This window comes from Pleomorphomonas sp. PLEO, from assembly GCF_041320595.1.
GTDB lineage: Bacteria > Pseudomonadota > Alphaproteobacteria > Rhizobiales > Pleomorphomonadaceae > Pleomorphomonas.
In genome coordinates, this window is the sequence record NZ_CP166625.1 from 2,463,089 (window position 1) to 2,476,247 (window position 13,159).

Below are 13,159 nucleotides of genomic sequence, written 5' to 3' on the forward strand. Positions count from 1 at the left end.
TTATCGCTCAATCGGGACCGCCCCGGACAGAGCAGGATTTGGCCCGACAAGTCGTGACCGGTCGAACATCCTGTTTCCGTCTGCCACTGGTGGAAACGATCGAGACCTGATGGAAGCGTTATGACTTCGGGTCCGCCATGGTGAAAGTTCTCCTCATAGACGACGACAACGAGCTTACGACTTTGCTCAGAGACTATCTCTGCGCCGAGGATTTCGAGGTTACTTGTTTTGAGGATGCCAAGAAGGGCCTCGATTTTCTGCAGGCGGAAACGGTCGATATCGTCGTCCTCGATGTGATGATGCCACGCATGAATGGTATAGAAGCGCTCCAGCGGATCCGCCGGACCAGCAATGTCCCTGTGTTGATGCTGACGGCACGCGGCGACGAGGTCGATCGTATTTCCGGCCTCAACCTGGGCGCCGACGACTATGTGCCCAAGCCGTGCTCGCCGGGCGAACTCGCCGCTCGCCTTCGGGCGATTTTGCGCCGGACGGCGCAGTCCCCTGGGCACGAGGATGCCGTGGAGATCGTTCGGGCCGGGCCGCTCATTCTCATGCCGGGTAAGCGGACGGCGGAATGGTGCAGCCATCCGCTCGAACTCACCGGCGCGGAGTTCAACCTCCTTGAGGTGCTGGCGCGCAGCGCCGGCCAGTTGGTGTCAAAGCAGGATTTGTCGAAACGGGCGTTCGGCCGGCCGCTGACGCCGTTCGACCGGCGGATCGACGTTCACATCAGCTCCGTCCGCCAGAAGCTAGGGTTGCATCCGGACGGACAGTCGTGGATTCGCGCCGTTCGCGGCCAAGGCTATCAGCTGATCAAGGACGGTTTGCCCCAATGAGCCGATTGTTCCTGAGGCTTTCGGTCGTCGTCTGGCTGGTCACCGCCTTGGCAACCGCCCTCGTGTTCGGGATTAGCTACGCGGTTGGGGTCTTTCCTCCCAATGACCAGAAAATCCTGGCAAAACAGGAGTTTGTCCTGGCAACGGCCGCCAAGCTTCTGGTCCTCGATGGACAAGGGGCGGTGGTTGCCTTTGCGCGTCAAACCGCAGCCGTCGATCCTTCGGTGCGCCTTGTTCTCTCCCAGGAAGCTTTGCCTTCGGCTTGCAGCGGTTCTGTTGACGACGAAACCGCTCAACGGTTGGTCCTGCGCGATGATGTCTGCTGGCGGTTGAGGTTGAATGCTCCGCGAGAGAGCTGGCTGTCCGCGCAGATTCCCAAGCTGGCGCCACTTTTGGTGTCGGTCCTGACCAGCCTTGGCGCGGCCTTCTGGATCGTCCGATACTTCATGGGGCCGCTCGGCAAGCTCAGCGACGGTCTCAGCGGCTTGGCCCGTGGCGACTTCAGCCGCCGCATCGCCCCCGACCCCAAGCAGCGGGACGAACTGGCCATGCTCGGCCGCGATTTCGACCAGACGGCGGCCCGCCTGCAGGAGTTCCAGCAGGGCAGAGAACGATTGTTCCACTACGTCTCCCATGAACTGCGTTCGCCGCTATCGCGTCTGCAAGCGGTTATCGGTGTGCTGAGGAAGAGCCCGACGCGCCTTGAGGACATGCTCGATCGCATGGAAGGGGAAATCGGACGGCTTGACGAATTGGTCGAGGAGATTCTGACGTTGGCGCGCCTCAGCGCTTCCGACAGCAAGGGGCTTTCGCGCCAGAAACTGGACATCATCGATCTGGTCACCGAGATCATCGAGGATGCGTGCTTTGAGGGGGGCGCTCGGGGCGTCACGGTGACTTACCAGGGCGTCGCCTCGTTTATCGCCGACGTCAATGGCGAGCTGATCTATCGGGCCATCGAGAATGTGATCCGCAACGCCGTCAAGTTCTCCAACCCGGATGCCGAGGTCATGGTCCGTACATCGGTCGAGGGCGGCTGTCTCAAACTGGAGGTTTGCGACAATGGCCCGGGTGTCCGGGAGGAAGAACTCGAGAGCATTTTCCGCGTCTTTGCGCGGGCATCGGACAATCTATCCACCCCAGGCCACGGCCTTGGGCTGGCCATTGCCCGTCAGGCGATCGAACGGCACGGCGGCACCGCGACGGCGGAGCCGGCGGCTAGCGGCGGATTGCGCGTGGTGCTGACTATTTCCTCGACGAGCCAATGGGCAGCCGGCTAGCGGAGCTATGGTTTGCCGGCCGAAACCAGCAGGTAGAGCGAGCCGAGGTAGGTGGGCTGCTGACGCAAGGCGCCATATTTCGCGTCCCAGGCACCAGACTTGAGGTCGGCGGCGAGGGTGGCGACGGCGGCGTTCGCCTCTTCGGGGGTGATGAAGCTCCAGGCCGAGCAGGACAGGCGCGCCGCCGGTTCGAGCAGCTTCTCCGGCCGGCCGTAATAGGCTTCGTTGAAGCCGTCGCGGCAATCGAAGGGGATCGGTACGGCGATGCGTTCGATCGGAGTGCCGAGGCCCTCGGCTATTCTTTCAAACGTGGGATAGCGGCGTGCCTCGGTGGCGAGCACTTTCGGCGCGTAATCGTTCAACCAGAAGGCTTCCACCTCCTGAGGATCGCAGGTGAGGATGACCACCGGCCCACGGGTGACGCGGCGCACTTCGCGCAGGCCGGCCGCTAGGTCGGTCCACTGGTGGATGGTGAAGCTCGCCATGGCCGCGTCGAAGCTGTCGTCGGCGAACGGCAGGTGCTCGGCGGTGGCATCGATGGCTGGGGCGAGGTGTGCCGGTCGCTGCGCCCGCATCGAAGCCGATGGCTCGACGGCGGTGACCTCGCGATCTTCAGGCTCATAGGAGCCGGCGCCGGCCCCGATGTTGAGCACCGTTCCAGCCGGGCCGAGCGCCTCCACGATCCTGGCGGCGATGCGCGGATCGGGCTGGCGGTAGGCGCTATAGGATTGTCCGATCCGGCCGTAATCGGCATCGCCGGCGCTGCCGTCCTGATGGCGCATCTTATCCTCCTTTGTCGCAACCATCCTGTCATAGGCAAGCAATGCGGCAAATGGATAAACGAGGTAAGTGGCATGAGACCCGCTTTGGTTCGTCCGTGGCAGCTTGCCTGAGGATTGTGGGCTACCTCGACGCGATATCGGCTTTTGCTGATTTCCTCGACCCTCCAACGACCGTGCTGGGTGTCTGAAACTGGCTTTCCACCTTCGGCGCGACATTGCCGGGGAAGCCGTCGTAGCAACACCTAATTTGCAACATTATGTTGCTAATGATTGTCACACCGAATAGCGTCGGCCCGTGGCCGTCCGTCAGGCGGCCGTTGCTAGAGGATGTCGACATGACGGACATTTCCGTCGAAGGCGCGTTGCTGGATGGCGCCGACGAGAGCCGCAAGTCTGAGACCGGCGGACCCGACTATCTCGCCAGCCTGAAGTTGCTGAGCCGTTTTCTTCCGGGATCGAGGCTCGCCATGGTCGGGGCGTTCGGTCTCGCGACCGCCGCCGTCGCCTTCGAGCTGGCGCCGATCTTGGTGATTTACAAGGTCGTCATGGCGGCGCTGTCCGGCATGCTTGATCCGGCCTATCTCATCGGCGCGGCCGGTCTGGCTCTTCTCGCGGTCGTTGTTGGTTATGCGCTGATGGGGCTGGCGGTCGGTCTGTCGCATGTGGTCGCCTTCGACGTGCTCTGCCGCCTACGCCTTGCCCTTGCCCGTCATCTGGCGCGGCTGCCGATCGGCTGGTTCGCCGACCGCAAGAGCGGGGACGCCAAGAAGCTCATCATCGACGAACCCGAGAGCATGGAGCTGATCTTCGCCCATGGCATTCCCGAAGGAGCCAGTGCGCTCGCCAGCTGGCTCGCCGTGTCCGTCTGGCTCTTCGCGATAGACTGGCGCATGGCGCTCGCCACGGTCGCGGTAACGCCGATCGCCTTCGTTCTGATCTCCGCCGGCATGGCCAGGGGCGCTCGTTGGGCGGCCGATTACCAGCGCGCCGGCGCTCGCATGAATGCGTCGGTCGTCGAGTTCCTGGCCGGCATGGCCGTGGTCAAGATATTCAACCGGACCGGCGAGAGCTTCGCGGAAACGGCCCGCGCCGTGCGGGCCTACGCGGAGGTGGAGACTGCCTGGGCAAAGGACTATCTGCCGCTCGGCGGAACCTTCCACGCCCTGGTACTCACCAACGTGGTGGTCATCCTGCCCGTCGGGGCCTTCCTGGTGGCGGCGGGCTCGCTCGACCTGCCGACGCTCGTCCTCTTCGTCATCCTGGGCGCCAACTACAGCCAGCCACTGATGAAGCTGTTCAACCAGTTTCATACGCTGGCCCACATTTCCATGGGGTCGACGCGGATCGCCGAGGCGCTTGCCGCCGTGCCGCAGGCCGACAGTGCTCGAGAGGTCGCACTCTCCTCCCATGACGTGGTCTTCGACGAGGTGTCCTTCGGCTATGGCGAGGAAGAAGTCCTGCACCAGGTGAGCTTCACAGCCCGGACCGGCTCGGTCACCGCGCTGGTTGGTCCATCCGGCGCCGGCAAGAGTACGGTGGCGAGCCTCGTCGCTCGCTTTTGGGAGCCGCGATCGGGCCGCGTCATGCTCGGCGGCGTCGATCTCCGGGAGATCGGCCTCGAGCAGTTGATGGACAAGGTAGCCTTCGTCTTCCAGGACAGCTTCCTGTTCTCCGACACGATCGCCGCCAACATCCGTTTCGGCAATCCCGATGCGAGTGACGCCGACGTGGAGGCCGCCGCCCGCGCCGCCAGGGCGCACGACTTCATCATGGCCTTTCCCGACGGATATGCCACCCGCCTCGGCGACCGGGGGCAACTGCTGTCCGGCGGCGAACGGCAACGCATCGCCATTGCCCGGGCCATCCTGAAGAACGCTCCGGTCATCGTGCTGGACGAGGCGACAGCCTTCGCCGATCCGGACAACGAGGCGGCCATTCAGGAGGCCATCGGTGAGCTGACGACGGGGCGGACGCTGCTCGTCGTCGCCCATCGGCTCCACACCATCATGTCCGCCGACCAGATCCTCGTGGTCGATGGCGGACGCATCGCCGAGGCCGGTCGTCACGATGAACTCGTCGAGAGCGGTGGCCTCTACGCCCGGCTGTGGCGGGACTACAACGAAGCGCGTGATGTCGTTCTCAAGCCGGCCGGCATTTCCCATCAGACAATCAATGAGGAATGCCTGTCATGACCGCCATCGATCCGCTCGTTCCGGTCGGTGAAGCCGCCGCCGCCGATGTCCATTCCGATCTTGCCAGTCTGCTTCGCGTCTGGCGCCTTGCCGGCCCGTTGCGCGGCAAGGTGGCACGCGGCGTCGCCTTCCGCTTCCTGCAGTCGCTCAGTCTGGGCCTTGCCTTTGGTGGTGTCGTCTGGACGGTGACCGGTCTTTCCGAGGGCCGGGCGATGGATGTCGGCTGGGCTCTTGAATTGACCGGGCTGATGGCCGTCTCGCTGTGCGGACAGCTGCTGTTCGGCTATCTCGCGGCGCGGGACAGCTGGCTCGCGAGCTTCGAGCTGGCCGGCGATCTCCGCCTTTCCATCCTCGACCACTTGCGCCGGCTGCCGATGGGCTTCCACCTGTCGCGCCATCGCGGCGACACCGTGACGGCCCTCACCACCGACATGCAGATGCTGGAGAGCTTCCTGTCCGACGCTCTGGGGCGCATCGCCCAGGCCTTTGGCCTGCCGATCGTCGCCGTCCTGTGGTTCCTCAGCCGCGATTGGGCGGTCGGACTTGCCATGCTGGCGTCGATGGCAGCGGCGCTGCCGGTGTTCCTGTGGTCCAGCCGGCGGCTCGCTCGCCTTGGCGTCGTCCGTCAGGATCTGCAGGCGGCGGCCGGCGCCCGCATGATCGAGTTCGTCCAAGGCATCGCCACCATCCGCGCTTTCAACCGTCTCGCCAAGGGCGAGGAGAGCTTCCGGGCCGCGCTCGAGGCCTTCCGCGACCTTTCCATTCACATGGTGGCGCGCCTCTCCCTGCCGATGGCGCTGTTCGGTGCCACCGTCATGGCCGGCGTTCCGATTGTGCTGGTGGTCGCCAGCCTGAGGCACGGCGCGGGCGCCATTGACATGGCGACGCTGATCGCCGCCCTGGTGCTCGTCTTCGCCGTCTATTCGCCGCTGCTCGGGCTCAGCCAAGTGATGGAACTCGTCCGCATGGCCGACGCTTCGCTGACGCGCATGGATCGCATCCTGACCGCAAGGCCGTTGCCGACGGCGGTCGTGTCCTCGGAACCCCGGGGGTTCGCGCTCAAGTTCGATGCCGTCGACTTTTCCTACCGGGAGGATCGGCCTGTGTTATCTGCCGTCGGCTTCGAGGCTCCCGAGCGGTCGATGATGGCGATCGTCGGCCCCTCCGGTTCCGGCAAGAGCACCATTCTCAGCCTGATCGCCCGCTTCTGGGATGTATCGGGCGGCTCGATCTCCATTGGCGGCGTCGACATTCGGACCATTTCGGAAGAGAAACTGGCGTCGCTGATCACAGTGGTGTTCCAGGACGTCTATCTGTTCGCAGGTACCATTTTCGACAACATCGCCTTCGGCCGCTCCGGCGCATCGCGGGCCGAAGTGGAAGCCGCCGCCCGCGCCGCTCAGGCGCACGATTTCATCGCCGCCCTGCCGAACGGCTACGCGACGAGGGTCGGCGAGGGCGGCGCGACGCTGTCCGGCGGCGAGCGACAGCGGATCTCCATCGCCCGGGCCATCCTGAAGGACGCGCCGATCGTCCTTCTCGACGAAGCGACGGCGGCGATCGATCCGACGAACGAACTCGCCATCCAGAAGGCGCTGGCTCGCCTCGTCGCGGAGAAGACGCTGGTGGTCGTCGCCCACAAGCTCTCGACCATCCGTGCCGCCGACCAGATCCTGGTTCTCGACGGCGGCCGCATCGTCGAGCGGGGAAGCCACGACCAGTTGCTCGAGGGGGAGGGGCTTTACCATCGACTATGGCAGACGCGCAGCCGCGCGGCGGGCTGGCGCATCAAATGACGGGTTGACGAAGCAGGCCCATTGTCGGAACGGTGCTGGCGTTCTTTGCCCTCCTCTCGGGGATTCCCATGTCGGACAACAGCCCCACCGGCAAGCGCGGTGCCGGTCGCCCGCCGCGCGTCAACCGGGCGACGATCGCCGATGCCGCGCTGCGCATCGGTCTCGACAAGGCGACGCTGGTGCTGATCGGCCGGGAGCTGGGCGTCGATCACTCCTCGCTCTACCGACACGTCCGGAGCCGCGACGATCTGATGACGGCGGCGGTCGACCAGGCGCTTGACGACGTTTCCTGGCACCGCGATGCGGACGATGACTGGCGGGGCTATCTCGCCCGCGTCGCCGAGGCGGTATGGGACGTCTACGAGGCCAATCCGGGCGTTGCCGAGACGATCCGTACGCTGGACGCTATGCCCTCATCAGTCATCCGCGCCTTCGTCGTCATCTGCGGCGAGCTCAGGACGGCGGGCCTTTCCGCCGCCGATGCCGTGCTGGCTGCCGACAGCGTCATGGACATGACCAACGATTCCGCCGTTGGCTGGCGCCGCCTATTGGCTCCCACAGCCACTGGCCCCCTGGTCGCTGATAAAATGCGACACGCGTTGGAGTCTGAGTTCGCAGCTCATGCCGATTGGACGGAGTACGGCGAACTGATGGCCGGCGCCCTCACCGGATCACCCAAGACGTGGTGGCGCCGCAAGCTCGAACTGATCCTTGATGGCATTGCCGTGCGACAGTCGGCCGGCTGAATGAGGGCTCTCATCTTGCGTTTTGGATGTTGCGGCGTCCGGGCCGCTTGATCGGGCGGATCGCAACCAGCTGCCGTTCGATTCGACGTACATTGAGTTCCATTTCGTCATCCAAGGGCAGGAGCGGTCGCAGCGGCGGAATCGAACCGCCGACCTATGGTCATGAGTCCATCGCTCATGCCGACTGAGCCAAGCTGCCACACGCCATCGGCTGGCTGGCCCCCAAGGATTGCCCGACATGTCAGGCGATGGGGGCGGCCCGTCAAAACGGGTGGTATTGGAACATCCAGGTTTCGCTGATGATCTTGCCGTCGAGCTTCAACTGCAGCTTCATCTCCACCGGGTCCGTGCCCTCGACGTCGGCGAGGTCGAACTGGGCGCGCCAGTGCCCCGGCACGCTATCCGGCACGGCTTCCGTCATCTGGTAGTCGGTGAAGCGGCCGCGCGAGGCGGTGAGCACCATCTGGGGTTTGACGCCATAGGGTAGGTTGACGAGCGGTCCGCCGAGGAATTCGACCAGAAACTTGCGCACGCCCTTGGGGCGCGGCTGTCCGGGCTGGCCGCCGTTGCTGAGGCGGGTGGCGACGCAGCGGGCGAGATCGGTCGGATGCGGCTCGTCGGCCTGCCAGTAGAGGCGGTAGGACAGTTCGTATTTCGAGCCCGCCCGGGCCGGTTCCGCCGGAACCCAGGTGGCGACGATGTTGTCGTGGATCTCGTCGTCGGTGGAAAGCTCGATCAGGTGGACGGCGCCCTTGCCCCAATTGCCTTTCGGCTCGACCCAAAGGCTCGGCCGCTTCTCGTAGCAGACGCCGTCTTCATAATGGTCGAACATGCGGTCGCGCTGCAGCAGGCCGTAACCCTTGATATTCTCGTCGGAAAAGGTGGAGGCGGTGGTATGCGGTGGGTTGTTGAGCGGGCGCCACAGGTGTTCGCCCCAGCCCGTCCACATGGCGAGGCCATCCGAATCATGGACTTCCGGGCGCCAGTCGACGGCCGTCGGCTTCTGGGTTTCCGAGAACCAGTACATAGAGGTCAGCGGTGAAATGCCGAAGCGTTCGATGTCGCGACGCAGGAACAACACCTGATCGATGTCCATGATCACGCCCTTGGCGCGGGTCATGACGAAACGGTAGGCGCCGACCACCGACGGTCCCTCGAGCAGGGCGCAGACGGTCACGCTGTCGCTGCCGTCGGCAGGCGTCTCGATATAGATCTTGGTGAAGTCGGGGAATTCCTCGGGTCGCCCGGCAACGGCCGTGTCGACCGACAGGCCGCGCGCCGACAGGCCATACTGATAAAGCTCGCCGATGGCCCGGAAGTAGGAGGCGCCCAGGAAGGCCACCCAGTCGTTCTTGTGCCAGTCGAGCGCACCGTCGCGCGGCTCCTGGAGACGGAACCCGGCAAAGCCGACACCTTCGGGCAACTGGCGGGCGACCGAGTCTGTGGGCATGTTGAAATAGGTTTGGTCGTAGACGATCTGGCGCGCCTTGCCGTCCTCGACGACGTGCATGTCGACGGCCTTGCGGAAGTACATGCCGAGGTGGAAGAAGGTGACCGGGAACCGGCCGGGGCCGTTGGCAAACAGCGCCTGATCGGTGTCGTAGGTGATCTTGCCCCAGGCGTCGTAGTCGATCTTGCCGAGGATGTCGGGCGCCGGCATGGCCGGCCCGGCGTAGGGTTCAGCGACCATCTTCTCGGCGGTCGCCTTGAGTGTCTCGAAGGAAAAAGCTTGCGCCTCTCCGAATTTGAGGCCCTTGGCTTGGGCAAAAGCGGGGCCGCCTCTGGCGATGAGCCCCATGGCGGTAGACGCGGCGATGGCTTTCAGGACGGAACGTCGATCGATTATCTGGCTCATTTATTTTTGGCGGCCTGGCGGATGGTGGCGGACTTAGCGCCTGTTTGAGGGGAGGGCATGACAAAACAGCCCTAGCGCCACGGCCGTTAAGAGGCGGTGGCGATGGCTTTGAACATTCTAGTGATGGTGCAGGAATGTTGGCTTCGCGCGAGTTCCAACAGAAGGCGGACACAAAAGTGGTCTCTCGGAAAGCCAAGCTAAGGATGTATGGTAGCAGCGGGCGGAGTTGAACCGCCGACCTACGGGTTATGAGTCCGTCGCTCTAACCAACTGAGCTACACTGCCACACGCCGCCGGCGCGCCAGCGGAAGTGCGCCGATATAAGGGCGGGGGAGGGGGGCTGTCAAGCGCCATTACCCCCCGTAATCACCCTTTGCCGGCAGTGCTTGACGGGGCGAGAAAACTGCGCGCCGACGTCGCTAGCCAACCGGTCTTGACCCCCGACGGCAAGGAGGATTCCATCCGGTGATGAAACGAATCGCACTCTTTTTCGCCACCGCGCTGGCGCTTTCCACGCAAGGCGCGGCGGCGTCTGATGCCGCCTTCTCCCGTTGGCTCGACAGTAAGGTCTGGCCGGCGGCTCAGGCCTCCGGCGTCACGCGCACCACTTTCGAGGCGGCGGTTGCCGGCCTGGAACCCGATCTTCGCCTGCCCGATCTTAAGCCGACCGGCGGTGGCGAAGCTTTCCAGGCGGAGTTCCAGAGCCCAGTCGCTTATCTCGCCGACAACAAGCTCGATGGTTTAGCCGCCGGGGCGAGGAAGCGATACGCCACCAACAAGGCGGTGCTCGACAAGGTAGCGCGGGCGACCGGCGTGCCGGCCGGCATCGTGCTGGCCGTCTGGGGTAAGGAATCGGCCTTCGGGGCAGCCAAGATCGAGAAGGACGCGATTCGTACGCTGGCGACGCAAGCCTACATGGGCTCGCGCCGCGACGAGTTCTTCCCCGAGCTGGTGGCGGCGCTCGTCATCCTGCAAGAGGAACATATTTCTCGCGCCGCCATGAAGAGTTCCTGGGCCGGCGCGCTGGGCCAGCCGCAGTTCATGCCGACCAAGTTCCTCACGGATGCTGTCGACGGCGATGGCGACGGCCGCCGCGATATCTGGAATTCGACGCCCGACGTGCTCGCTTCGATCGGCCATTTTCTGAAATCGCGCGGCTGGAAGGCCGGCGTACCCTGGGGCGTCGAGGTGCGGCTGCCGGCGTCGGTGGCTTGCAGCCTGGAGGGTCCCGACCAAGGGCAATCGCTGTCGGCCTGGGCTAAGGCGGGCGTGATGCGTGCCGACGGCCGGCCACTTGCGAGCGGCGATGTTGGCCCGGTGGGGCATCTGCTGATGCCGGCCGGGCGGATGGGGCCGGCCTTCCTGGTGTCGGACAATTTTTATGTGCTGAAGGCCTATAACGAATCCGACGTCTATGCGCTGACCATCGGCATGGTTGGCGATCGTGTGGAAAAGGCTCAGACGATCCGGGGCGGTTGGGGAAAGGTGGGCGGCTTCACGCGCAGCGATGTCAGGGCGGTGCAGAAGCGGCTTGAAGGCATGGGGCACGACGTCGGCACCACCGACGGCCTCGTCGGCTTCCGTACCCGCGTTGCGATCGGTCGCTGGCAGGCGAAGAATGGCTTTCCCGTCACCTGCTATCCCGACAAGGCGGTCATCTCGGCGCTGAAATGAGAGGGGCGCCGAAGCGCCCCTCCGTGATCGTTGCTGGCTTGGCTGTCAGGCTTAAGCGGCCGGGTGGATTTCAATCCGCTTGGTCGCCTTGGGCTGATCCGGCGAGCGCGGCACCATGACCTTCAGCACGCCCTTGTCGAAGTCGGCTGTGATCTTGTCGCGGTCCGGGGTGAAGGGCAGGGTGAAGGCGCGCATATAGGTGCCGCTCGACCGTTCGGTCAGGTGATAGCGGCGCTTGTCGTCCTTCTCCTCGCGCTCGGATTTACGTTCGGCCTTGAGGGTGAGAACGTCGTCATCTAGCTCCAGCTCGATCGCCTTCGGGTCGATGCCCGGCAGCTCGGCGGTCATCTCGAGACCGGCGTCGGTCTCGGCGATGTCGACACGCGGGCTCAGGAAGCTCTCGTTTCCTGCAAGTGAAGGCAGGCCCCAGCCGCGGGTGAAGCTGTCGAAAAGCTGGTCCATCTCGCGGCGCAGCGACAGGAACGTGTCCTCGTGCGAGCGGGAGGGAGCCGTTCCGCGCCCGAAGGGCATCAGGGATTTCTTGTCCATGGCTAACTCCTTTGTCTCGCGGAGTGCCCGGACGAACGCCTGATCGGCGTCCGCCTGGGGACCCCGTAACGTGGCTCCTCATATATGGGAAGCGGGAGGCGGGCAGTGAAGACCCGGAAACGCAACTGGGGCGGACATTTCTGCCCGCCCCAGCGAATTTTCAGCCTTCGGCAATGCTCACTCGGCGACAGCCGGCATGGCGCCGCCATGGTGAGGCTGGAACAGCCGGCCGCGCTCGGTCCAGAACACGATCAGCAGCGTCAAGGCGGAGAGGCCAAGATAACCGGCCGAGATCGGTGTCACCGTTCCGTCGAAGGACTGGCCGATCAGTGCGCCGCCAACGGTGCCGATCAGCGTCGTGAAAGCGCCGATCAGCGAGGAGGCGGTGCCGGCCACTTCGCCGAGCGGGTCGAGGGCGAGCGCGTTGTAGTTTGAAATGGCGATCGAAAAGAAGAACTGCATTCCCACCATCAGAGCGATGAACAGCCAGAGTGGCGGCATACCGTTCCACAGATGGGCGACGATGAAGAAGATCGCCGCCAGCGCGACATGCGCAAAATGGCTGCCGTGCGACAGGCGGCGCATGCCCCAGCTGCGAACCATGCGGCTGTTGACGAAGGCGGCGATGCCGCCGGTGATGGCCACCGAGGCGAAGGCCGCCGGGAACAGCGTGCCGAGACGATAGCCATCGGAGCCGAGGATCTGCTCCGCCGAGCCGATGAAGCCCATCAGCATGGCAAACAGCAGGCCGATGGCCAGCGAATAGCCGACCGCCTCGCGGTTGGTGAAGCAGATGCGCGCCGCGTCGAGGATCGACCGCACCGACAGGGCGCGGCGATACTCCGGATGCAGCGTCTCGGGCATGCGGATGTAGAACCATAGGCCGACGGCGACCGACAGGGCGGCCATGGTGGCAAAGATCGTCCGCCAGCCGGAGAGCGCCAGCAACAGCGTTCCGAAGGTGGGCGCCAGAACCGGAACGATCATGAACACCATCATGGTGAAGCTCATGACGCGGGCCATCTCGCGGCCAGCATAACGGTCGCGGACGATAGAGACGGCGATAACGCGCAGGGCCGCGGCGCCGATGCCCTGTAGGATGCGAGCGATCAACAGGTGGTCAAAGCTCGTGGCCAGCGCCGATACGATGGCGCCAGCGATCAGGATGAGGAGGCCGGCAATCACCAGGGGGCGGCGGCCGTAGACGTCGGACAGCGGCCCGTAGATCACCTGGGCGATGCCGAAGCCGATCATATAGGCGTAGACGACGAGCTGCAGCTCGTTGGCATCCACCAGCCCGAAGGTGGCGCCGATGGCCGGCAGTGCCGGCAGCATGGTGTCGATGGCAAGCGCCGTCAGGCCCATAAGGGCGGCGACGAGGGCGACGGTCTCGGCAAAGCCGGGACCCTGGCGAACCGGCAGCCCGGTCGTGGTGGTCATGATGAA

10 protein-coding genes and 2 tRNA genes are annotated in these 13,159 nt (G+C 64.6%); 6 read left to right on the plus strand and 6 right to left on the minus strand.

The features are described from left to right. Positions 1–137 precede the first annotated feature (137 nt). Entirely contained in the window at positions 138–839 is a 702-nt protein-coding gene (locus AB6N07_RS11430) for a response regulator (protein WP_370677929.1), read from the plus strand. Next, entirely contained in the window at positions 836–2,119 is a 1,284-nt protein-coding gene (locus tag AB6N07_RS11435; RefSeq protein WP_370677930.1) for an ATP-binding protein, read from the plus strand. Before AB6N07_RS11430 ends, AB6N07_RS11435 begins: the two co-directional genes overlap by 4 nt. Positions 2,120–2,124: 5 nt before the next feature. Here the strand turns inward: AB6N07_RS11435 and AB6N07_RS11440 are convergent, their stop codons facing one another. Further along, positions 2,125–2,901, minus strand: coding sequence for a class I SAM-dependent methyltransferase (locus AB6N07_RS11440; RefSeq protein WP_370677931.1), 777 nt, complete (start codon positions 2,899–2,901; stop codon positions 2,125–2,127). A gap of 335 nt (positions 2,902–3,236) precedes the next feature. Between AB6N07_RS11440 and AB6N07_RS11445 the strand changes: the two genes are divergently transcribed. The 3 genes from AB6N07_RS11445 (at position 3,237) to AB6N07_RS11455 (ending at position 7,635) form a co-directional block, all read left to right on the plus strand. Then, entirely contained in the window at positions 3,237–5,093 is a 1,857-nt protein-coding gene (locus AB6N07_RS11445) for an ABC transporter ATP-binding protein (RefSeq protein WP_370677932.1), read from the plus strand. Then, positions 5,090–6,889: an ABC transporter ATP-binding protein gene (locus AB6N07_RS11450; RefSeq protein WP_370677933.1), complete on the plus strand. Its 1,800-nt coding sequence runs from the start codon at positions 5,090–5,092 to the stop codon at positions 6,887–6,889. Before AB6N07_RS11445 ends, AB6N07_RS11450 begins: the two co-directional genes overlap by 4 nt. Before the next feature lie 68 nt (positions 6,890–6,957). Then, positions 6,958–7,635 carry a TetR/AcrR family transcriptional regulator gene (locus tag AB6N07_RS11455; protein WP_370677934.1) on the plus strand — a complete coding sequence of 226 codons (678 nt, stop codon included), beginning with the start codon at positions 6,958–6,960 and terminating at the stop codon, positions 7,633–7,635. A 125-nt stretch (positions 7,636–7,760) separates the two neighbouring features. Here AB6N07_RS11455 and AB6N07_RS11460 read toward each other — a convergent pair. From AB6N07_RS11460 to AB6N07_RS11470, 3 genes are all read right to left on the minus strand, one after another. After that, positions 7,761–7,836 (minus strand) — tRNA-OTHER (locus AB6N07_RS11460). A 61-nt stretch (positions 7,837–7,897) separates the two neighbouring features. Continuing rightward, positions 7,898–9,490 carry a glucan biosynthesis protein gene (locus tag AB6N07_RS11465; protein ID WP_370677935.1) on the minus strand — a complete coding sequence of 531 codons (1,593 nt, stop codon included), beginning with the start codon at positions 9,488–9,490 and terminating at the stop codon, positions 7,898–7,900. Positions 9,491–9,698: 208 nt separating this feature from the next. Further along, positions 9,699–9,775: transfer RNA gene (locus AB6N07_RS11470), tRNA-Met, on the minus strand. Positions 9,776–9,958: 183 nt separating this feature from the next. Here AB6N07_RS11470 and AB6N07_RS11475 point away from each other — a divergent pair. After that, the gene (locus AB6N07_RS11475) at positions 9,959–11,164 is read left to right on the plus strand and encodes a lytic murein transglycosylase (protein ID WP_370677936.1); all 1,206 of its coding nucleotides are present in this window, start codon (positions 9,959–9,961) and stop codon (positions 11,162–11,164) included. 51 nt (positions 11,165–11,215) lie between these two features. On the opposite strand, the gene AB6N07_RS11480 is transcribed toward AB6N07_RS11475, so the two are convergent. Beyond that, positions 11,216–11,713, minus strand: coding sequence for an Hsp20/alpha crystallin family protein (locus AB6N07_RS11480; RefSeq protein ID WP_370677937.1), 498 nt, complete (start codon positions 11,711–11,713; stop codon positions 11,216–11,218). Positions 11,714–11,890: 177 nt separating this feature from the next. Then, on the minus strand, positions 11,891–13,153 hold the full coding sequence (locus AB6N07_RS11485; RefSeq protein WP_370677938.1) for a multidrug effflux MFS transporter: 1,263 nt from the start codon (positions 13,151–13,153) through the stop codon (positions 11,891–11,893). Positions 13,154–13,159 lie beyond the last annotated feature (6 nt).